Annotated in this window: 12 protein-coding genes; 3 read left to right on the forward strand and 9 right to left on the reverse strand. The window is 64.4% G+C overall.

The features are described 5' to 3' along the window. Positions 1-4: 4 nt before the first annotated feature. The 7 genes from A6A03_RS11445 to A6A03_RS11475 all read right to left on the reverse strand — a co-directional run bounded on the left by A6A03_RS11445 (position 5) and on the right by A6A03_RS11475 (position 6955). The gene (locus A6A03_RS11445) at positions 5-889 is read right to left on the reverse strand and encodes a metal ABC transporter permease (protein WP_066788131.1); all 885 of its coding nucleotides are present in this window, start codon (positions 887-889) and stop codon (positions 5-7) included. A 9-nt stretch (positions 890-898) separates the two neighbouring features. After that, positions 899-1675: a metal ABC transporter ATP-binding protein gene (locus tag A6A03_RS11450; RefSeq protein ID WP_066788134.1), complete on the reverse strand. Its 777-nt coding sequence runs from the start codon at positions 1673-1675 to the stop codon at positions 899-901. 50 nt (positions 1676-1725) lie between these two features. Continuing rightward, entirely contained in the window at positions 1726-2655 is a 930-nt protein-coding gene (locus tag A6A03_RS11455; protein ID WP_066788137.1) for a metal ABC transporter solute-binding protein, Zn/Mn family, read from the reverse strand. 540 nt (positions 2656-3195) lie between these two features. Continuing rightward, positions 3196-4131: a GNAT family N-acetyltransferase gene (locus A6A03_RS11460; RefSeq protein WP_245668959.1), complete on the reverse strand. Its 936-nt coding sequence runs from the start codon at positions 4129-4131 to the stop codon at positions 3196-3198. 77 nt (positions 4132-4208) lie between these two features. Continuing rightward, positions 4209-5090: a DUF2515 family protein gene (locus A6A03_RS11465; protein WP_066788139.1), complete on the reverse strand. Its 882-nt coding sequence runs from the start codon at positions 5088-5090 to the stop codon at positions 4209-4211. 658 nt (positions 5091-5748) lie between these two features. After that, on the reverse strand, positions 5749-6234 hold the full coding sequence (locus tag A6A03_RS11470) for an adenosine diphosphatase (protein WP_066788141.1): 486 nt from the start codon (positions 6232-6234) through the stop codon (positions 5749-5751). Between the two features lie 199 nt (positions 6235-6433). Beyond that, a complete protein-coding gene (locus A6A03_RS11475; protein WP_066788143.1) occupies positions 6434-6955 on the reverse strand; it encodes an aminoacyl-tRNA deacylase in 522 nt (173 codons plus the stop codon). A gap of 563 nt (positions 6956-7518) precedes the next feature. On the opposite strand from A6A03_RS11475, the gene uxaC reads away from it, so the two are divergent. Further along, positions 7519-8928: a glucuronate isomerase gene (uxaC, locus tag A6A03_RS11480; RefSeq protein WP_066788145.1), complete on the forward strand. Its 1410-nt coding sequence runs from the start codon at positions 7519-7521 to the stop codon at positions 8926-8928. 947 nt (positions 8929-9875) lie between these two features. Continuing rightward, on the forward strand, positions 9876-10481 hold the full coding sequence (locus tag A6A03_RS11485; protein WP_066788148.1) for a trimeric intracellular cation channel family protein: 606 nt from the start codon (positions 9876-9878) through the stop codon (positions 10479-10481). 92 nt (positions 10482-10573) lie between these two features. Here A6A03_RS11485 and A6A03_RS11490 read toward each other — a convergent pair whose 3' ends face one another. Together A6A03_RS11490 and A6A03_RS11495 are read right to left on the reverse strand one after the other, a co-directional pair. Beyond that, positions 10574-15715 (reverse strand): ATP-binding protein, encoded by a 5142-nt coding sequence (locus tag A6A03_RS11490; protein ID WP_066788151.1) that lies wholly within the window; start codon positions 15713-15715, stop codon positions 10574-10576. Then, on the reverse strand, positions 15708-17159 hold the full coding sequence (locus tag A6A03_RS11495; RefSeq protein ID WP_066788155.1) for a caspase family protein: 1452 nt from the start codon (positions 17157-17159) through the stop codon (positions 15708-15710). The genes A6A03_RS11490 and A6A03_RS11495 overlap by 8 nt, the downstream gene beginning before the upstream one ends. 356 nt (positions 17160-17515) lie before the next feature. Between A6A03_RS11495 and A6A03_RS11500 the strand changes: the two genes are divergently transcribed. Then, positions 17516-22693: a DEAD/DEAH box helicase gene (locus A6A03_RS11500; RefSeq protein ID WP_066788158.1), complete on the forward strand. Its 5178-nt coding sequence runs from the start codon at positions 17516-17518 to the stop codon at positions 22691-22693. The last annotated feature ends 195 nt before the right edge of the window (positions 22694-22888 follow it).

Below are 22888 nucleotides of genomic sequence, written 5' to 3' on the forward strand. Positions count from 1 at the left end.
CTCATCACTCGCCATTCCCGATCTGCCATTGCCGCATCAGCCGCCACCGTCGCCAGAGCAAGCCGCGTTCGGGGGCGATCAGCAGCGAGATTGCGGTTAAGGCGCTCATCGCTAGCACAATCACCGGCCCAGTAGCGAGCCGCTCGCCCTGCGCGCTGATCCACGCGCCGATAAACGCCGCTAGCGCGCCAAAGCCGGCGGCCAGCAGCACCATCGTCTCGAGCCGGTTTGTCCATTGGCGGGCAGCCACCGCCGGCGCAATCAGCATCGCGCTCATCAACACCACCCCGACCGTCTGCAACCCGATCACGATAGCCGCGACGAGCACACCGGTTAGCAAAACCTCAAACCGGCGCACCGGCAGTCCAAGGCTGCGGGCAACATCGGGGTCGAAGCTGATCAGTTTCACTTGCGGCCAAAAGATCGCGATCAACGCCAGCGCCGGCCCGCCAATCGCCAGCATGGCCCACAAATCGCGTTCGACTAAGGCCGCTGCCTGCCCGAACAGAAAACTCTTAAGGCCGGCTTGGGCAGCGGTGGGTTGGCGCTGGACATACGAGAGCAGCACCAAGCCAAAGCCAAAAAAGACGGCGAGGATGAGGGCCAGCGCCGCGTCATCCTTGATCCGGCTGGTGCGCACAATCGCCAACAACCAGAGCGCAGCGACCAGCGCTGCAATGGCGGCGCCGAGCAGCAGCGTAAACGGGTCGCGCTGGCCGGTCAGCAAAAACGCGAGCGCAATGCCGGGCAAAGCCGCGTGCGACATTGCATCGCCGAGCAATGCTTGCCGGCGCAGCACCGCAAAGCAGCCAAGCAAGCCGCTGATCGCGCCGAGCAGCATTGAGCCGAGGGTAACGTTGCGCAGCGTATAGTCGGTGAAGAGTTCCATAGGCTCACATCAATCTCCCGGCGCCGGTGTGGGTGTGGTGACAGCGCCAGCCGAACCGTTCGCCCCCAGCAGCGCCACCCGGCCACCGTAGGTTGCGCGCAGATTGGCTTCGGTAAACACCTCGCGCACCGGGCCGGCGGCAATCCGGCGCACATTGATCAACGCCACCTGATCGAAATACTCTGGCACGGTTTGTAAGTCGTGATGCACCACCACCACCGTCTTGCCGGCGGCGCGCAGCTTGCGCAAGACGTGGATGATCGCCCGCTCGGTGACAGCGTCCACCCCTTGGAACGGCTCATCCATAAAATAGACCTCGGCGTTCTGGGCCAAGGCGCGGGCCAAGAAGACCCGCTGCTGCTGGCCGCCGGAGAGCTGGCCGATCTGGCGGTGGGCGAAATCGGCCATCTGCACCTGTTCGAGCGCAGCCAGCGCCGCTTCGCGCTCGGCCCGGCCCGGACGGCGCAACCAGCCAAGCTGACCGTAGCGCCCCATCATCACCACATCCAACACCGTCGTGGGAAAGTCCCAGTCAACGCTGCTGCGTTGCGGTACATAAGCGACAAGGCGGCGTTGTTGTTCGTAGGGCTGGCCGTGAATCCGCACACTGCCCGCTGCTGGCTTGATCAACCCCAAGGTAGCCTTGAGCAGCGTCGTCTTGCCGGCCCCGTTAGGGCCGACAATCGCCATCAACACCCCCTGCGGCACGCGCAAATCAACATCCCAGAGCGCCGGTTTATCGCCGTAGGCGACGGTCAGGTCTTCTATTTCGACGGCAAACGCCATACGTGTTTCCTCCATCAGTACGGTTATTCAATTACTGCTGGTTGCTCTCATCAATCTGAACCGGCAGGCGCGAGCGCAGCGACGATCGTCTGCATATTGTGGCGCATCATGCCGGCATACGTCCCGGCTGGCCCATCGGGATCGCCAAGCGAGTCAGAGTAGAGTTCACCGCCAACCCGCACCTCGTGGCCGGCGGCGCGAGCCGCGCTCTGCACCGCCTCGATCGTGCGCGGCGAGACGCTGGTCTCGACGAAGATCGCCGGAATGCGGTTGGCGACCACCAGTTCGGTCAAGGCGCGAATATCGGCAGCGCTGGCTTCGCTGGCCGTGCTAATGCCTTGCACCGCTTCCACCCGCAAGCCGTAGGCCTGCCCAAAGTATTGAAAGGCATCGTGCGCGGTCACAAGGATGCGCCGCTCGGGCGGAATCTGCCCAGCCAGCGCGCGTAGCTCCGCATCGAGTGCTTGCAACTCAGCCAGATACTGCTCGCTGCGCTGCCGGTAGATCGCGCTGCCCGCCGGGTCAACCGCGATCAACGCATCGCGCACCGCTTCCACCGCGTAGCGCCAGCGTTGTGGATCGTGCCACACGTGCGGGTCATAGACCTTATCACCCTCCTCCCAGCGCAATAGCAGCGCCTCCGGCACCGCTTCCGCCACAGCGATCGCGGGTATCCGCCCGCTCCGGTTGATCGCCGTAAACACCCGGCTCAGACCAGCTTCGAGGTGCAAGCCGTTGTAGAGAATCAGCCGGGCCTCTTGCAGGGCAAACAAGTCGCTCTCAGTCGCAACATAGGTATGCGGATCAATGCCGGGGCCGAGCATCGTGCGCAACGCCACCCGCTCGCCGGCCAACGCCTGCACAATATCGCCGATCGGGCCAGTGGTCGCGACCACCCGGATCCTCCCATCGGCTGCCGGCGCGGCGCAGCCGCTTAAGATCACGAGCATGATCACGATGAAGCCTAGCCGAAGACGCATATCAATCCCTGCAAAAATATTTTTTAGCCATGCCTAAAATAGCAGAGAAACCACCCCCTGTCAAGAGGCTCTAACCGTAGATGTTTTACCGCAGAGGGCGCCGAGGGCAGGGATTTCGGTTCCCCTCACCCGCTTTCCGGCTGTCATTGCGAGGGAGTGGCGGCACCCAGCCGCGCTGGGTGCCGCCCGACCGAAGCAATCTCCCGCTTCAGCGGCACAAGCCGGCTCTGGGAAGGCAGGACGGTGAACCCAGCTCTGAAGGGTCACGCTAAGAGTACGAAATCTGCGGCGTGGGGTGCTGGCCCCCACCCCCGGCCCCTCCCCCGCTGGGGGAGGGGGGATCTTGCCCCCACCCCCGGCCCCTCCCCCGCTGGGGGAGGGGGTGTTTTTTTACCGCAGAGGGCGCAGAGAACGCAGAGGATGAGTACCATTCCAAAGAGCTTTGCGCCCTCTGCGTCCTCTGCGCCTTTGCGGTAAAATTCTCTGCGCCTTTGCTCGCTTTGCGCCGTGCGTCTAGGAGAGCCGCACAGCCGTGCGGCTTTACGAAGGGCGGCCATACATCCCGTACCGTCGCTGCGGCACAAAGCCGCACGCGCGGTAGAGGTTGAAGGCCGGCACGTTGGTCTCTTCCACTTCGATCCGGATATCGTGATAGCCAGCGGCGAGCAGACGGTGCAGGGTGGTCAGCAAGAGCAGCCGGCCATACCCGCGGCCCTGCTGGTCGCGGCGCACGCCGAAAGTCGTGATCATGATCCCCTGCTCGTTGCGCAGCAGGCGCATCGCCGCCACCGGTCTCGCGCCGATTTCGCCGATCACAAAGCGATGCACCGGGTTCGCGATGCGGTCGGCGACAAACGCCGCCACCTGCTCGACGGGGTCGCCGAAGGCATCGGCGATGATCGCGGTCAGCGCATCGGCGTCATTGGGTTCAGCGAGGCGGGTGTGCCACGCCGCCGGCACATCAGGCAGCGGCGGCAGCCGGGCCGGGTCAAGGACAAGCTGCACTTCGATGTTCAGCCGTTGCAACCCCAATGCCGCCGCGAATGGCGCGACCGCTGGCCCCGCTTCATCAGCCACCGCCACCCAGCTCCCGCCCCGCGCCTGCGCCCATTGCCCGATCTGGGTCAGCAAGCTCCGGCCAATGCCGCGCCGGCGCCACGCTGGATCAACCGCAATCACGGCTTCGATCTCAAAGTAGCCGTACAGCACCGCACCCCCCGCTACGGTCTCGCCGATCCGCGCCGCGACCAGTGCCGGCAACGGATCGGCATCGAGCCACACCGGTAAGACGATGCCGTCGCTGTGGTTGCAGCGGTCAAACAGTTCGAGCACGGCGGGCCATTCGGAACGGGAGATGATCGTGATGTTGAGGGTCATCGTGGTGGTTGGTGCTTTCATATAGGCAGGCGAGATGGCGCCGGCTTTTTTCTCAGCACATAGTGCCAGTGGCGCCGGTTCGGCGCCAAATGTCTGCATGCTCAACGCACACAGCGTAAGGTGTGTTAACTGCAATATGAGTATACGCTATATCAGCTCGGCTTTTTGCGGCTATCCTAACTCTCTGCCAGCATACGCAACCGGCGATCGAGCGGGCCACCTTCACGGTAGGCTGCGCTGTGCGCAAACCACGCCGGCAACAGATCGCGCTCGATCCACGTCCAGCGGTCGGTGGTATTGGCAATGCTACGCGCGCCGCTCAACACCGCCGGTAAGCCAAAGAAGTTGGGGAAGGACGGCCCCCCCACTGGCCCGCCGCCGGTAAAGTCCATCCACGTGCCCAACGAAGCGATCAGGCGGCCAAGGTCTGACAAGCGGGCCATATACGGCGGCAAGATCGTCATCTGCTCGTGGCGCAGCAGGGTCAGCGCCGCCTGATTCACCAACTCCCAGCCGTCAGTGAAGGTCTCAGGTTTGCACATGCGTTGCGCGCCTTCATCAAGCAGGCGAAAGGCTACCAGAATAGCCTGATCGCTCTCGGCAACGCACCGCTCTAGCTCGGCCAACCCGCCGTGGATGTAGGCCAGATGGGCCCAGCCGGTATCGTTGAAGATAGCATCGTTGGCCTGTTTGATAACCAACAAGTCTTCCAGCAGTTGGCCGGTGGCGGCGGCGTGCAGCAGGGTAGGCGCAAGCAGGGCCAGACTTACGCCGCGCCCCGCCAGCACGCCGAGCAGGTCGAGCGTGGCGGCATTGGCCGGTTGCGCAGCGCCGTTGCCGATCATCCGCTGCGGTGCCATCAGTTGCTCGGCCAGCGCGATACCAATCCCGGCTTGGGCCGAAGCAAAGGCGGCTAAGCCAGCCCAGCGAAACAACCACGGCTGGCGCAGATACCAACTGGCGTAGGCGGCGGTGATAGCGCGATTGCGCGCGACGAGCTGGTTAACCGGGGGCAGATGGCGATCGATGATGGCGCACCAGTCGGTTTTGGTGGGCATAGGGTTCCCTTATAGACAAAGCGACGTTCCGTCTCTCATGGTACAGCAGGCAGTTCCTGCGCTCGCGGGGAGTGGTGTGGCCCCACCCCCGGCCTCCTTCTCCGGGGGCAAGGGCGATCTGCCCAGAACCCGGCCCTAAAGGGCCGGGCTAGGATTACGAAGCCCGCTGCGCGGGCTGCTGGCCCTCACCCCCAGCCCCTCTCCCACTGGCGCGGGAGAGGGGAGCGGAGAACCGAGTGTTGAGGCGTCGCATAGCGATCAAACAGTAGTACTCAACCAAGTGTTCTGTCCATCCCTCAATGGGGGAGGGAGTTACAGCGATGCGGAAAGTGGCCGCTCCCGCGCTCGTGGGGGATTGCTTCGCCGCCTCCGGCGGCTCGCAATGACAGGCCCGTCTGTCATTGCGAGGGCGCGAAGCGCCCGAAGCAATCTCCCGCTTTGGCGCGAGCGAACCCACCGCGGGTTGCTCCCGCGCTCGTAGCAAGCGGCGTGGCCCCCACCCCCGGCCCCTCCCCCGCTGGGGGAGGGGGGATCTGGCCCCACCCCAGCCCTCCCCCGCTGGGGGAGGGAGGTGCAGCGATACGGAAAGGGGTTGCTCTCGCGCTCGCGAAGCGGCGGTTATGGAGTGCGGCAGTTTGACTGCCGCACTCCACAGTTCCTACAACTTATACCCAATCCGGCGCAAGAACTCTTTCCGCCACGCGATACCCGCTTCGTCCTCAACACCCAGCGGCGGCGAGCCGTCGATCACGCCGAGGATGCCCCGCCCTTGGCTGCTCTCGGCGATCACCACCTCGACCGGGTTGGCGGTGGCGCAAAAGATGCGGCAGACCTCCGGCACCTGTTTGATGGCGTTCAACACATTGACCGGATAGAACCCGTTGCCAAGCACGATGAGAAAGCTGTGCCCGGCGCCGATCGCCAGCGCATTCTCGCGCGCCAGCGTGATCAACGTCTCGTCGGTGCCGCTCCAGCGCACTAGCCGTTCGCCCGACGCTTCGCAGAAGGCGAGGCCGAAGCGAATCCCCGGTACGGCGTTGACCAGTGCCTCGTGCAGATCTTCGACCGTCTTGATGAAATGGCTCTGGCCGAGAATGATGTTCAGCTCAGCCGGTTTCTTGATTGGCACGAGATGTAGTTCCATCGCTCACCCCTTCAACCTCAAGCCGCAAAGACGCAAAGAGTTTTACACGCAAAGGCGCAAAGACGCAAAGGTTTTGAGTATATGGTGTAAGCGTGCTTGTACCCCTCCCCAAAAAACCTTCGCGCCCTCTGCGTTCTTGGCGTCTTTGCGTTTAGAATCTCTGCATCCTCTGCGCCTTTGCCCCCTCTGCGCCTTCCGCTTACCACGCACCCATCTCTTTGATGTCGTTATGCGGCGCCGCCACTTCGCGCCGGTGCTCGGCGACGAACGAGGCGATGGTTGGCTGCGCCAGCCGGGCAAAGTCGCTGTAGGACAGGCTCAACGCAGTGGTATGCTCTCCCGGCTGGATGAAGATAATCGGATCGGCGGTCAGTGTCTCGTCAACGTACACCGGCATCTGATAGAGATTGCCGAACGGCGGAATAGCGCCAATCTCACAATCCGGGAAGGCTTCGGCCAATTCCAACTCGGTCGCCAGCCGCACCTCGCTAGCATTGAGCAACGCGCGCACCTTTGCTACATCAATCCGGCGCGAGGCCGGCACCACCAGCATCACCAGCTCGCCATCGGCCACTGCGATCACCACCTTCGCCACCATCTGGTTCGGCACGTGCTCGCGTTCGGCCACTGCCTGCGCGGTGTAGGCCGGCGCGTGATGGTAAAGATGGTAGGCGACGCCATTGTCGTGCAGATACTGTTCGAGCCGTTCGCGGCACTTCATTGTGCTGCCTCCTTTGTTCTGGGGAATGGGCCAATTGCCACGCATGCGCACCTATCGCAAGGATAGGTATACTGTAGCGCAAGCGCGGTAGGTTGCGCGAGAGAGATTGCTCACCTAACGCAAAGATCTGTTTACTAGGACGCAAAGGGCGCAAAGGATGTAACACGCAAAGGCGCAAAGTGTACAACGCAGAGACGCAGAGGGAGCAAAGACGCAAAGGATGTTGTTTGGGATGGTTCGAGCCTGCTTGTACCCCTCCCAAAAACCCTTTGCGCCCTCTGCGTCCTTCGCGTCTTTGCGTTTAGCATCTCTGCGCCGGCGCAAAGGCGCAAAGGGTTTGGTGGAGTGGTTCAAGCGTGCTTGTACCCCTCCCCAAAAAGCCTCTGCGTTCTTAGCGTTCTTCGCGCTGATTTAGCGCGTTACAATGAGCTAAATCGCGATTTTACAACCCCAAAAAGCCTCTGCGTTCTTAGCGTTCTTCGCGCCTTTGCGTTTAAAATGCTTTGCGTTCTTGGCGTCCTCTGCGCCTTTGCTTGCTCTGCGCCTTTGGATTAGGAGGTCGTATGCTATGGCCGCTCTCGCCTGACCGATGTTTCAGCAGCGACCCGGCCCGCCGCACCCTCGCCCGCGCGCTCTACGAACAGGTCAACACGTTGCCGCTCGTCTGCCCGCACGGCCACGTGCCGCCGCAGTTGCTGGCCGATCCAGTAGCGCGCTTTGGCTCGCCGACCGAACTCTTCATCCTGCCCGATCACTACATCTTGCGCATGCTAGCCAGCCAAGGGGTTTCGCTCGCACACATGGGGATTGCGCCGCGAGATGGCGGCTGGCACGAGACCGATCACCGCGCGATCTGGCAACGCTTCGCCGAACACATTCACCTGTTTCGCGCCACCCCCACCGGCCTCTGGCTGGCGACCGTGCTGGTTGAGCTGTTTGGGGTCACGGAACGGCTCACTGCCGCCAGCGCCCAACGCATCTACGATCAGATTGCGGCCCGGCTGGCCGAACCGGATTTCACCCCGCGCGCGCTCTTCCGCCGCTTCCAGATCGAACTGCTCGCCACCACCGACGCCGCGACCGATCCGCTCGACCACCACCGCCGCCTGCGCGCTGACGGCTTCCCGCAAGTGCGCCCCACCTTCCGCCCCGACGCGCTGCTCGCGCTGGCTGACCCCGGCTGGCGCGAGACTGTTAGCCGGCTAAGCAGTTTGGCTGGGATTGACGTGGTGGATTACCGCACCTTCATCATGGCCATCGAACAGCGGCGGGCCGCGTTCAAAGCGCTTGGCGCGCTGGCAACCGATCACGGTGTCGAGACGCCATACACCGAGCGGCTGAGCCCAGTTGAAGCAGAGACAATCTTCACGCGCGCTTTGCGCGGCGCAGCCACGGCAAGCGACGCGGCCCGCTTCACCGCCCACATGCTGATCGAGTTCGCCCGCATGAGCTGCGAAGACGGCTTGGTCATGCAACTCCATGCCGGCAGTTTGCGCAACCATCACGCGGCGCTGCTAGCCCGCTTCGGCCCCGACAAAGGCGCCGACATTCCGCTCGCCACCGAATGGACGCGCAACCTGCGCCCGTTGCTCAACGCCTACGGCGACGACCCGCGCTTCCGCCTTATTCTCTTCACCCTCGACGAGAGCACCTACAGCCGCGAGCTAGCACCGTTAGCCGGCTACTATTCCGCCGTGCTGCTCGGCCCGCCGTGGTGGTTCTTTGACAGCGTGCAAGGCATGCGCCGCTACTTCGATCTGGTGATCGAAACGGCTGGCTTCGCCAACACCGCCGGCTTCAACGACGACACCCGCGCCTTCTGCTCAATCCCGGCCCGCCACGATGTCTGGCAGCGCGTGAGCTGCGACTGGCTGGCCGGCCACGTGGTGGAAGGCCTGCTCACCGAAGACGACGCGGTCGAGCTGGCCGGCGAACTGGCGGTCGGGTTGGCGCGCCGAGCGTATCGCCTGTAGAGCCGCACGGCAAAGCGAGCAAAGGCGCAAAGGGTTCAAACGCAAAGCCGCAAAGAACGCAGAGGGCGCAAAGGCTTTAAACGCAAAGCCGTTGTAGAGCCGGACGGCTGTCCGGCTCCGCAGAGGGCGCAAAGGGATGTTGGTGTGTTGATACCCCTCCGCGTCCTCCGCGCCCCCTGCGGTAAAAACCCCAACCGGCGCCAAGGTGGTTAGGGAAGCGCCGCTCCCCCCATGTCATTGCGAGCCGAGCGGTCGGGGCCGAGCGTTGCTCGGCCCACCGCGAGGCGAAGCAATCTCCCGCGAGGGCGGGATCCCATCACTCACCGATCAGCCCGTGCCGTGGGCTTCGTAAGGAGATCCCGCCTCTGAGCCGGCTCGTGCCGCTGAAGCAGGAGATTGCTTCGGTCGGGCGGCACCCAGCCACGCTGGGTACCGCCGCTCCCTCGCAATGACAGCCGGAAAGCGGGCGAGGGCGTCAACACAAAGCCGTAAAGCGAGCCAAGGCGCAGAGGGTCACACGCAAAGCCGTTGTAGAGCCGGACGGCTGTCCGGCTCCGCAAAGGCCGCAAAGTATGTAACACGCAAAGACGCAAAGGCGCAAAGGGTTTGGTGGAGTGGTTCAAGCGTGCTTATGCCCCTCTTCAAAAAACCTTCGCGCCCTCTGCGTTCTTCGCGCCTTTGCGTTTAAACATCTCTGCGCCTTTGCTTGCTCTGCGTCTTTGTGTGTAAGGCAATGCGTCTGCCGGATCGGGCGAACGGGCGTAAAGACGCACGGCAGTGCGTCTCCCCGGCAATGCGTCTGCCGGATCGGGCGAACGGTGGATAGAAAACTGGATTGCGGGTGTGTTACACTCCGGATCGACGCAGCTCTAGCTATGGAGTGCGGCAGTCACACTGCCGCACTCCTCACATTTAGCCGGTACCGCCTAGCCAGAAAGGAACCACCCTTGCTCCTCTACTACCTCGACCTTGCCGGCGTCGCAGTGTTTGCCGCCAGTGGCGTGATCGCCGCTCGCGACCGCGGACTCGATGCCTTTGGCCTGCTAGTCGTTGCAGCGGTGACCGCGATCGGCGGCGGCACCCTGCGCGATCTACTGCTCGACCGGCACCCGATCTTCTGGATCAGCGATTCGTGGTACGTCATCGTGATCATCGCAGCGGCGGCGCTGACCGTTGCCTACCTGCGCTTCTGGCCGGCGCCGCGCACACCGCTGCTCGTGGCCGATGCGTTAGGCTTAGGCTTATTCGCCCTCTCTGGCGCGCAAGTGGCCGAAGCCGCCCAATGCCCGCCGCTGATCGTCATCCTCCTCGGCACCATGACCGGCGTCACCGGCGGCGTCTTGCGCGATGTGCTCACCGCGCAAGTGCCGCTGATCCTGCGCCGCGAAATCTACGCCACTGCCGCCGTCAGCGGGATCGCGGTCTACCTCGGACTAGGAGCGTTCGGGGTCGCGCAACCGATCGCGCTCGCGGTGGGCATGCTGGTGGTCGTGATCCTGCGCCTGCTGGCCGTCCGCCGCGATTTGCACCTGCCGGCGCTGGGGCGGGCATAGAGAGCGGACACGGATTGGCACGGATTTGTGGCCCACTCCCAAAAGCGCCGTGCGCATCCGTGGCCGCTCCCCCCAAATGATCCCGCCACCCATCACGGCCAGCACCGCGCCGTCTCCACGATATGCTGCGCCAGCGCCGCCGGCAGCTTCGGCTGCTGCAACTGCTCGGCCAACGCGACGATCCACGGCGCCAGCGCCGCCAGATCGCCGAGCAGCGCCGGACGACCACGGCGGGCAAGGTCGCGCAACGTCTTGGCGAAGAGGGCAGCGTTGTCGCCGTGCGCGCTCGCGAGCTGCGGGGCGAGGGCGGCTAGTACTGCGGTACGGATTCCTTCAAGGTTAATGGCGCAGGCGCTGGCGAGTGCCGCGGCTAGCAGCACTTTAGGCAGGTAGGGAATGAGGGTGGTCAACGCGAAGGAACGGGGCACTTCTTCGGTGATGTCTTGAGTAGCAGTGAAGGCGTCGGTCAGCACGGCTTCCCGTTTGATAGTTGGTAGGTGAGGGGTGAGGGTGACCAGCGCATAGAAGCGGGATTCCGCATCGGTAATGACGTAAGCGGCGGCGAGGGCGTCGGCGAGGGCCTCGGCCAGCACCGGTTCGGGCAGGTGGGGAGCGAGAACGGCCAGCGCAAAGGTGCGGGATTTCACATCGGTGATAGCGAGAGCAGTGGTGAGGGCAGCGGCCAGCCCAGCGTCCCGTTCGACAGGTGGTAGGTGGGAGGCAAGGGTAGCTAGCGCATAGGCGCGAGCTTCCTCATTGGTAATGGCTTGGGCAGCGGCGAGAGCCTCGGCCAGCAGCGGAGGCGATAGATGGGGGGCGAGGGCAGCCAGCACCGTGGCACGATTTTTCTCATCGTTGATCGCTTGGGCGGCGGCGAGAGCCTTGACCTGCGTCGCTTCCCGGTCCGGAGACGGTAGGTAGGGGGCGAGGGCGGCCAGTGCTTCGGCGCGGTACCACTCATCAGTGATGGCTTGAGCGGCGGCGAGGGCCTCGATCAGCAGCGGTTCGGGCAGGTGGGGGGCGAGGGCGGCCAGCGCGCGGGCGCGGTACCGCTCATTAATGGCTGTGGCGGCGGCGAGGGCCTCGGCCAGCAGCGGTTCGGGCAGGTGGGGGGCGAGGGCGGCCAGCACGTCGGTGCGGCTCCATTCATTGCTGATCGCTTGCGCAGCAGTTAGGGTCTCTGCTAGTGCCGCTTCCCGGTTGGGCGGTGGCAAGAGGGGTGCGATAGCAGTGAGCGCCTTGGCACGGTACCCCGCATCGGTGATGGCTTTGGCGACGTCAAATGCATCGACCAGCAGCGGTGGTGGTAGGTGGGGGGCGAGGGTGGCTAGCGCCTCGGCGCGGGCATCCGCAGCGCGAATGGCTTGGGTGGCGGCGAGGGCCTTGGTCAGTACAGCGTCCCGTTCGGCAGGCGGCAGGTGGGGGGCGAGGGCGGCCAGCGCCTCGGCGCGGTACCGTTCATCAGTGATGGCTTGGGCGGCGGCAAGGACCTCGGCCAGCGCCGCTGTCTGGTCGGGTGGGGGCAGGTGGGGGGCGAGGGCGGCCAGCGCCTCGGCGCGGTACCGTTCATCAGTGATGGTTTGGGCGGCGGTGAGGGCCTCGGCCAGAGCCGCTTCCCGGTCCGGAGGCGGTAGGTAGGGGGCGAGGGCGGCCAGCGCGCGGGCGCGGGCATCCGCAGCGCGAATGACTTGGGCGGCGGCGAGGGCGTCGGCTAGCAACGGTTCGGGCAGGTGGGGGGCGAGGGCGGCTAGCGCTGCGGCGCGGGGACCTTCATTGGTGATGGCTTTAGCGGCAGTGAGGGCGTCGGCCAGCAACGGTTCGGGCAGGTGGGGGCCGAGGGCGGCCAGCGCCTCGGCACGTTCATCCTCAACACGAATGGCGGTAGCAGTAGTAAGAGCCTCAGCTAACACGTTGTTTCGTTCGGCAGACGACAGGTGAGGAGCGAGGGTAACCAGCGCACGGACGTGGTACCTTCTATCAGCGATGGCGACCGCGGCCAGCACTTCGTCCCGGTCGGCAGATGACAGGTGAGGAGCGAGGGCAGCCAGCACACGAACGCGGTACCTTCTATCAGCGATGGCGAGGGCGGCGGCGAGGGCTTTTGACAGCAGCGGTTTAGGCAGATGGGGGGCGAGAGCGGTCAGCGCCTTGGCGCGGGGCCATTCATTAGCGATAGTTTGAGCGGTAGCGAGGGCCGCGGCCAGTAGTGGTTCGGGCAGGCGAGGAGCGAGGGCGGCCAGCGCCTCGACGCGGGGCCATTCATTAGCGATGGCTTGGGTGGCGGCAAGGGCGTTAGTCAGCACGGTGTCCTGTTCAACAGGTGGTAGGTGGGGAGCGAGGACGGCCAGCGCGCGGGCGTGAGAATACTCATTGGAGATAGCTTGAACGGCGGCGAGGGCGTTAGTCAGCACTTCGTCCCGTTCGGCAGGCGGCAAGCGGGGAACGAGGGCGGCCAGTGCCTCGGCGCGGGGCCACTCATCAGTGATGGCTTGAGCGGCGGCAAAGGCCTCGGCCAGCAGTGGTGATGGCAGGTGCGGGGCGAGGGCGGCCAGTGTCTGCGCTTGGTACCATTCATCGGTGATAGTGCGGGCAACCTCCAGTGCCCGTTCCCACAGCAGTTCGATGCCGGCCTCGATGAGCGCGCCGATACACGCGGCCTGCTGCCTTGCCTCCGGCATGTGCGCTACCGTCTCTAATGCTGCCGCTGCGCTCCACGTGCCCTCCGGCGTGCCTATTTGCACCAGTTGCACCAGCAGTTCCGGCGTGAGGTTGCCGCTGCGGCTGCGCAGGCTGGCGGCGATCAGCGCGCAGCGTAGGGCTAACCCAAGATCGTTATGCTGATCTGCCCAATCCCAGAGGATGGCGAGGTCGCTCAGATAGCCGGTATCGCTCCCCTCCGCCGCGGAGCGCGCCACCTGCCACGGTTGGTAAACGCGCTGGCCGTCAGCGCTGGGGACAATCTCCGTCAGCACGCGCTCCATCAGCTCCCATTCCCCGCCAGCGCGCAGGTGGGCGATCCAGAACTGGCGCAGGTAGTCGGGCAGGGGCTGGCTGCGGTTGGCGTACCACTGCTTGCCGTAGCTGATTAACCGTTGCTGGAGCTGGGCCCGATCCTTGGCCGGGTAGACCTGTTCGAGGAAGACTTCGCGCAGCCGTTGGTGGCTGAAGACATACGTGTGCTCGCCAACGGTGATGATGAACCGGGCCACCTCGTCGTCGTGAACCGCATCAACAATCTCGCTCTGTTCGGCGAAGACGTCCGGCGCCAAGGCTTGGAGATCGTCGCTGCTCAGCGGCCCGTAGGCGGCGGCGCAGAGCGCCAGCAGTTCGCGGATGGGCCGGCTGGCTTGCCGCCGTTTCCGTAGGCTGTCTACCCAATCTCTGAGGAATTCTGCCAGACCCGGCGGTCGCCGGCTGAGGGAGGCGGGGGTGATCGCGTTACTGCGCAGCGCCTTGATCAGCAGGTTGCACGTCAGCGGATCGCCTTCGCTGACCCGGTAGAATTGATCGATGAAGTCCGGATCGCCGGCCTGCTCCAACCCGCTCTGCCGCAGCAGCGCAGCGACGGCAGGCCGGGTAAGGTTGGCGAGGGTGAGCTGCTGGACCGGCGTGTAGTCCCAGCCAAGCTGGTGTTGGTAGCCGGCGCGGGTGGCGTTGGCGTGCTCGCGCGCCGCCACGATGATCTTCACCCCAGCGGCGGGACGGCCCAGCGGGCCGAGCTGCCAGCCGGTCGCTTCATCAATCCCGTCGATCGCTACTAGGAGTTGGACGCCGGCGGGGAGCGGGCGGCGCAGATAGTCGCTGATCAGCGCGCGCAGGCTGGGCGGCGATTGGTCGTAGCGGCTGTATTGGTCAAGATCGTTGTGGGCTTCGGCGAGACTGTGGGCCAGCAATCCTAGCGCAACCTGCTCGCTCGCGGTTTGGAAGCGGATGCTGATCGGCGCGAAGATGATCCGCCACTGCGGGGACTGTTGTTGCACCCGCGCGATCCAGTGAACGAGCAGTGCCGTTTTGCCGCGTCCGGTCGGGGCGACCAGCAGGGCGCAGGGGTGGTCAGGATCGGCCAAGAAGGCGTCGAGCGCGGCCAGTTCGGTCTCACGTCCGCCAAAGACGGCGGTGTAGTGTTCGATCAGTGGCTGCACCAGCGTTCGATACTGCACGGGCAGCGGACGCCAGATCGCTTGGTACTGATGAACAACCTTATCGCCGGCGACATAATCGCCGCCAATCTGGTTGACATCTCTGCCGGCGTGGATGGGGCCAGATTGGTTCGATTGTCCCTCACTTATCATTCCGCTCCTTGCGTACCTTTTCTGCCACCTTGCGCGCGACGGTTGCGAAGGCGGTCGCCGGCTGAGGGAGTCGGGGGTGATCGCGCCGCTGGTAAGCGCTTTGATCAGCAGGTTGCACGTCAGCGGATCGCCTTCGCTGACCCGGTAGAATTGATCGATGAAGTCCGGATCGCCGGCCTGCTCCAACCCGCTCTGCCGCAGCAGCTCTTCGACGGCGGGCCGGGTGAGGTTGGCGAGGGTGAGCTGCTGGACCGGCGTGTAGTCCCAGCCAAGCTGGTGTTGGTAGTCAGCGCGGGTGGCTTTGGCGTGCTCGCGCGCCGCCACGATGATCTTCACCCGATCGGCGGGACGGCCCAGCGGGCCGAGCTGCCAGCCGGTCGCTTTATCAATCCCGTCGATCGCTACTAGGAGTTGGACGCCGGCGGGGAGCGGGCGGCGCAGATAGTCGCTGATCAGCGCGCGCAGGCTGAGCGGCGATTGGTCGTAGCGGCCGTATTGGTCAAGATCGTTGTGGGCTTCGGCAAGGCTGTGGGCCAGTAATCCCAGCGCGACCTGCTCGCTCGCGGTTTGGAAGCGGATGCTGATCGGCGCGAAGATGACCCGCCACTGCGGGGACTGTTGTTGCACCCGCGCGATCCAGTGAACGAGCAGCGCCGTTTTGCCGCGTCCGGTCGGGGCGACCAGCAGGGCGCAAGGGTGGTCAGGATCGGCCAAGAAGGCGTCAAGCGTGGCCAGTTCGGTCTCACGTCCGCCAAAGACGGCGGTGTAGTGTTCGATCAGCGGCTGCACCAGCGTTCGATACTGCACGGGCAACGGACGCCAGATCGCTTGGTACAGATGAACAACCTTATCGCCGGCCACATTATCGCCGCCAATCTGGTAAACGTCTCTGCCGGCGTGGATGGTGTCGCGGCCAGATTGGTTCGATTGTCCCTCACTCATCATTCTGCTCCTTGCGTACCTTTTCTGCTACCTTGCGCGCGACGGTTGCGAAGGCGGCCTGCGGCCCAGTGAGCGCAGCTACCGTGACCTCAAAGATATCATCGGCCATAGCGGCAAGGTTGCGCAGCCAGCGGGTGAGTTTGTGCTCGTTGGCTTGATCCCTTTTCAGCGCCTCTTGCTCAATCTTCTTGACCGTATCACTCATCTCGGTTTTATCAACGTTCGGGTCTTCCGGGCGGGCCTTGATGGCGGCGTAGATCGCGGCGAAGGCGCGGGCGAAGGCCGCGTGGTCGCTGCTCTGCTGCACGATGGCCTGTGCATGTGAGCCAATTGCGATCCCGGTGCCGCTGATGTTGCCGGTGGTGATTTTGTCGCCGGCCACATAATCACCGCCAATCTGGTTGACATCTCTACCGGCTCGAATGGTGTCGCGGCCCGACTGGATCACCGTGTTGTGGGTGCCGGTGATGATCGGGCTGTTGCTCGCTGACCCGCCAATCCCAACTGCCCCAGCGCCGCTGATCGACTGCGCAAAGACCCACTGGCTGTGCTCCGGCGGTACCTCGCGCAGGGCAACGCCGGCGGGTGGCGCGTGGTCTGCCGGGAAGTCGCCGAGCGTGGTGGCCCCGCGGTACAGCGCGACCGGAAACGGCCCTACTCCCTTCAGCACCGTCAATTCCGGTTCTTGGGTATCGCAACGGTGAAGCTGGCGCTGCGCCGGCGTTACATGCCGTTGCACCGCGTCAGTCACCGCAAAATAGAGATGGGTGTAGAGGTCGAACACGCTGATGTAGCCGGCCCTCCCGCTGAAGCCGTGCCCGCGCAAGCCGTCGGTCAGCGCCTGCGCAAAGATGGTGAGCGGGCCGGGGCCGATGTACGAGACTTGCTGTTCGCGACAGGCGGTAATGATGATCCTGCCGCTGCCGGTGGCGAGGATCGCATCGGCAGTGTGCGCCGGCAACGGCTGGCCGATAGAGAGCTGCTCGCTCCCGCCAAGCACGGGTGACAGCTCGCCGGCGTGGCAGGCATTGATCAGCAAGAGCAGCCGTTGCGCCGGAATCGCGCGCAGCCTGTCGAGCAACTCTGGCTGGCTCACTGCCGTACCGGCTGCCACCTGATCACCGGCCCAGCGGGTATCGTGCGTCGTGAGATGGTACATTTTATCGGCGCTATACGCACCGTGACCGCTGTAGAAGATCAACACCGTATCAGCATGCGTCGTGCGCGCGGCAAGGTCATTCAACGCGGCAAGGATGCGATCGCGGGTTGCAGTGGCATTGGTCAGGAGCGTTACCTGCGCTGCTGGATAGCCGCAGAACTGCGGATCGCGTACAACCGTCGCCACCGCCTCGGCATCAGCCACCGTGATCGGCACGTTCAGCCGCGGCTCATACTGGTAGCTGCCGACTCCAATGATCAAAGCGTGGCCGTGGGTGAAGGGCATAGGCTGGCCTCACGATGTATCATTTCAAGCGATATTCACTATTATAGCGCGCCTTATGCTGCTCTTGCAGGCAGGTAACTAAGCGGCGTATGATGCACAGCCGCGCTACGCTGGCTCGCAGCGTGATGGATAGGCTTATTCAATTACTAGGACACAGATGAACACGGATGGAATGGATTTCCACGGTTTTGGGGGACCGCAAAGCCGTGTCTATCCGTAAAATCCGGGTGTATGTCCCATTCAAACGCAATCGGACGCGGATCCACCTCATCTTCCGGTTAGCTCCCTGCACCCTCACCATCGCCGTGATATACTTTTTGCATACCTTTTTCGCGTGATTTGCATGGGACAACGCCATGAACATCTTTACGCTCCGTGACCGGTTGATTGGCGAGTATCGCGATTACACCAGCAGCTTTTACCAGATCCGCGATGCGCGGATCCGCCAGACGGTAGAGGACGCGATTGCGAACGGGTTGCTCTGGCCGGATGCGCTGATCCAACTGAACCCGGCCTTTCAGCCGGGGGCGTGGATCGATGATCTGGTGGCCGAAGGGGTGTTGCATCCCACCTGTGGCCAGATCTTTCGCCGCGACAAGGATCGCGGCCCCAGTAAGCCGTTGCGCTTGCATACCCACCAAGAAGCGGCGGTGCGCACGGCGCGCGCCGGCCATCATTATGTCCTCACCACCGGCACCGGTTCCGGTAAGAGTCTGTCGTACATTGTCCCAATTGTCGATCACGTGCTGCGGCGCGGGTCGGGCAATGGCATTCAGGCGATTATCGTCTACCCGATGAATGCGCTGGCCAACAGCCAGTACGGCGAGTTGGAGAAGTTTCTCCGCGCGGGGTTTCCCGATGGGCGCGGCCCAGTGACCTTTGCCCGCTATACCGGCCAAGAGGACGATGAAACGCGCCAAGCGATTATTGCCCAGCCGCCCGATATTCTGCTCACCAACTATGTGATGCTCGAACTCATCTTGACCCGTCCGCTTGAACGCCAGTTGGTGGCGCAGGCGCAGGGATTGCGGTTTCTGGTCTTTGATGAGCTGCATACCTACCGTGGCCGCCAAGGATCGGATGTGGCCCTGCTCATCCGGCGGGCGCAGGATCGGTTCGCCTCTGCGCACATCCAGATGGTCGGCACCTCGGCGACGCTGGCCGGCGCGGGGACGTTTGCCGAGCAGCAGGCGGAAGTGGCGAAGGTGGCGTCGCAGATCTTCGGCGTCACGGTGGCGCCCGAACACGTGATCGGTGAGACGCTCCGCCGGATGACGCCAGAGCGGCGGGTGGACGACCCAGCGTTTCTGGCCGCGCTGCGCGACCGCCTCCGCGATCCTGCCGCGCCGCCTCCCACCCGCTTCGATGCGTTTATCGCCGACCCGCTGGCGAGCTGGATCGAAAGCGCGTTCGGCGTGCGCGCCGAACCCGGTAGCGGGCGCTTGGTGCGGGCGCAACCGTGCAGCATCACCGATGCGGCGGAGAAGCTGCACGATCTGACCGGCGCGCCGGTCGCGGATTGCGCCACCGCCATCCAAACCACCCTGCTCGGCGGCTATGCCTGCGAACCCGATCCCGCCACCGGCATGCGTCCGTTTGCCTTCCGCCTCCACCAGTTCATCAGTCGCGGCGATACCGTCTACGCCTCGCTCGAACCGGAAGACCGGCGGTTTATCACGGTGTATGGCCAGCAGTTCGTTCCCGGTGCGCGTGAGAAACGGCTGTTTCCGCTCGCGTTCTGCCGCGAGTGCGGGCAAGAGTACTACAGCGTCTTCCGTGTGCGTGATAGCCAGACCGGACGGGAGTACCTCACGCCGCGCACGCCTGATGAGCTGAGTGACGATACTGCCAGCGAGCGGGCACTTGGCTATCTCTATGTCAGTCGTGACGCGCCGTGGCCGGAGGACTGGGACGCGCAGCTCGACCGGCTGCCCGACGAATGGCTGGAAGAGACTGCTGCCGGCGATCTGCGGGTGCGCAAAGATCAGCAGAAGTTTGTACCGGAGCAGATGATGGTCACGCCTGCCGGTGAAGCTGGTGAGGGCGCGCTTGTCTGCCACTACGTGCCGGCGCCGTTCCGCTTCTGCTTGCGCTGCGGCGTCTCGTATCAAGCCCGGATCGGCGAGTTTGCCAAACTGAGCACGCTCAGCTCGGAAGGGCGCAGCACGGCGACTACGATTCTCAATCTCGCCGCCATTCACGCCCTCCGCGAATCAGAGTTGCCGCGCCAAGCGCAGAAGGTGCTCAGCTTCACCGATAATCGCCAAGACGCGGCGCTGCAAGCCGGCCACTTCAACGATTTTGTCGAGATTGGCGTGTTGCGCGGCGCGATCTATGCGGCGGTGCAACGCGCTGGGCCGCAGGGGGTGCGCTTCGATGAACTGACCCAAAAGGTGTTCGAGGCGCTCAACCTGCCATTTGCGGCCTATGCCGCCAATCCGCAGGCGCGCTTTGCGGCCAAGACCGAGACCGAGCAAGCCCTCCGCAACGTGTTGGGGTATCGCATCTATCGCGATCTGAAGCGCGGCTGGCGGATTACCTCGCCCAACCTTGAACAGTGCGGTTTGCTCGAGATTCACTATGAGTCGCTCGCTGATCTGTGCGCCGCCGAAGACATCTGGCACGCAACGCATCCGGCGCTCGCCGGTGCGTCACCGCAGACCCGCCGCGAGGTGGCGCGGACGCTGCTGGATGTGATGCGGCGAGAGTTGGCGATTCAGGTCGAATATCTCGACCAGACGTATCACGAGCGGCTGCGCCAAGCCAGCAGCCAATACCTGATCGCGCCGTGGGCGCTCGATGAAGACGAGCAGATGGAGCATGCCGCCGTGCTCTATCCGCGGTCGCGCGGCCCGAACGATTATGGCGGCAATCTCTACCTCTCGGCCCGCTCAAGCTTTGGCCGCTTGCTCCGCCGGCGTACGACCTTTCCTGAGTACGGCGAACGCATCAGCCTTGCCGATACCGAGGCGATCATCCGCCAGCTTCTCGAGGCGCTCGTGATCGCGGGGTTGGTTGCCGTCGTCGATCACCCGAGGACGCCGCGGGACGTGCCGGGGTATCAGCTCAAGGCGTCCGGCCTGCGCTGGATGGCCGGCGATGGCGCCCGCCCCTTCCGCGACCCCATCCGCATGCCGAACGAGTCGCAAGACGGCGGGCGCACCAATCCGTTCTTCGTGCGCTTCTACCGCGAGGTGGCGGCGAAACTGGCCGGGATTGAGGCCCGCGAACATACTGCCCAAGTCCCGGCGGAAGATCGCCAAACCCGCGAACAGGCGTTCCGCGAGGGGGCATTGCCGGTCCTCTACTGTTCGCCGACGATGGAGCTGGGGGTGGATATTGCCGAGCTGAATGTGGTCTACCTGCGCAATGTGCCGCCGACCCCGGCCAACTATGCCCAGCGCAGCGGGCGGGCCGGGCGCAGCGGCCAGCCGGCGCTGGTGATGACCTACTGCTCGACCGGCAGCCCGCACGACCAGTATTTCTTCCAACGGCCCGAACGGATGGTGGCTGGCGCGGTGACGCCGCCCCGCCTCGATCTCGCTAACCAAGAGTTGCTCCGCGCGCATATCCATGCCGTCTGGCTGGCCGAATCCGGCCTCAGTCTCGGCACATCCTTGCGTGACGTGCTGGATGTCGCCGGCGACAAACCTTCATTGAAGGTGCAACCGCACGTCGAGGCGGCGCTGGCCGACCCCGGCGCGCGCCGGCGCACCCGTACCCGCGCCGAGCAGGTGCTTGCCTCCCTCCGTCCGGCATTGCAGGCGGCGGGGTGGTACCACGACGGTTGGCTCGATCAGGTGATCACGCAGATCCCAGCGGCGTTCGACCGCGCCTGTGACCGCTGGCGCAGCTTGTACCGGTCGGCGCTGGATCAAGCGGCGGCCCAAGATCGGATCATCCGCGATGCGTCGCGCAGCGCCGGCGACAAGCAACAAGCCGAGCGGCTGCGCGCCGAAGCCGAACAACAACTCAAACTGCTCACCGCGGTTGATAATCTGCTCCAATCCGACTTCTACAGCTATCGCTACTTCGCCAGCGAAGGCTTCTTGCCCGGCTACAACTTCCCGCGCCTGCCGTTGTCGGCCTACCTTCCCGCCCGCCGCACCCGCCAGCGCGATCGCGATGAATTTCTCTCCCGCCCGCGCTTTCTGGCGATTACCGAGTTTGGCCCGCGCGCGATTGTCTACCACGAAGGGTCGCGCTACATCATCAACAAGGTCATTATGCCCCCCGCCAGCGAAGACGAGCCGCTGACCAGCGAGGCCAAGCGGTGCGCGCAGTGCGGCTATCTCCATCCGCGCGCCAGTGCCGGCGATCCCGATCGCTGCCACCACTGCAACGAACTGCTCGATCCGCCGTTCCGCAGTCTATTCCGCTTGCAGAACGTCGCCACCAAACGGCGCGACCGGATTACCTCGGATGAAGAAGAGCGCATGCGGATCGGGTATGAGGTCATCACCGGCGTGCGCTTCGACGAGAGCGGCCAACGCGGCGTCGCCAAGCGGGTCGCGACCGTCATGCGCGCTGACACCCCGCTGGCCCGCCTGACCTACGGCCACAGCGCGACGATCTGGCGGATCAACCTCGGCTGGAAGCGGCGCAAGGTCAAGGAACAGCACGGCTTTCTGCTCGATATCGAGCGCGGCTATTGGGAAAAGCATGACCGGGCGGATACCAGCGATGACCCGATCTCCGAGCGCGTCCGGCGCGTGATCCCGTATGTTGAGGATTACCGCAACTGCCTGCTCTTCCAACCGGCGGAGCCGCTCTCACTGGCGGCGATGGCGTCGTTGCAAGCTGCCCTCAAGCATGCTATGCAAGCCGTCTTCCACCTTGAAGACAATGAGCTGGCGGTTGACCCGCTGCCGTCTGAGGCTGATCGGCGGCTGCTCCTCTTCTACGAGGCCGCCGAGGGTGGGGCGGGTGTGCTCAGCCGGCTGCTCGATGAACCCGACGCGCTGGCCCGCGTTGCTCAAGAGGCGCTGCGCATCTGCCATTTCGATCCAGCGACCGGCGCCGACCTGCGCCGCGCTCCGCGCGCGCGCGAAGATTGTGAAGCGGCCTGTTACGACTGTCTGCTGAGCTACACCAACCAGCGTGATCATGCCATCCTCGACCGGCAGGCCATCCGCGCGGTGCTGCTCGATCTGGCGCAGAGCCGGGTTGACGCCGCACCCGCGGCTGCGAGCCGCGCCGACCATCTCGCCGCGCTGCTGCGCCAAGCCGGTTCCGACCTCGAACAGCAGTGGCTGCACTTCATCGCCGGCCGCGGCTTGCGCTTGCCCTCGCACGCCCAATCCCTGATCGCGGAGTGCCAGACCCGGCCCGATTTCGTGTATCGCGACGAGCAGGTGGCGGTGTACATTGACGGCCCGCACCATCTCTTCCCCGAACGGGCCGCCCGCGATGCCGAGCAGCAAGCGTGCCTTGAAGATATGGGGTACACCGTGATCCGCTTCGGCTATACCGATGATTGGGAGGCGATCGTGGCCCAGTATCCGTTCGTGTTTGGCCGCCCGGCGACGCCGTAGCGCCGGACGGTTGCCCGGCGCGCAGAGGGCGCATTGGGGGAAATAGCCACAAAGAGACACAAAAGCCACAAAAAAGTTTTGGTGTATTGTGTGTCTCTTTGTGGCTATGCATCCCCCTCGCTCCGACATGGGGTGGGTGGTGAGTGCAAACGGTGTATCGCTGGGAACATATCAAACCTTTCGCGTCCTCTGCGA

It is taken from the genome of Chloroflexus islandicus (assembly GCF_001650695.1).
In the GTDB taxonomy this organism is placed as follows: domain Bacteria; phylum Chloroflexota; class Chloroflexia; order Chloroflexales; family Chloroflexaceae; genus Chloroflexus; species Chloroflexus islandicus.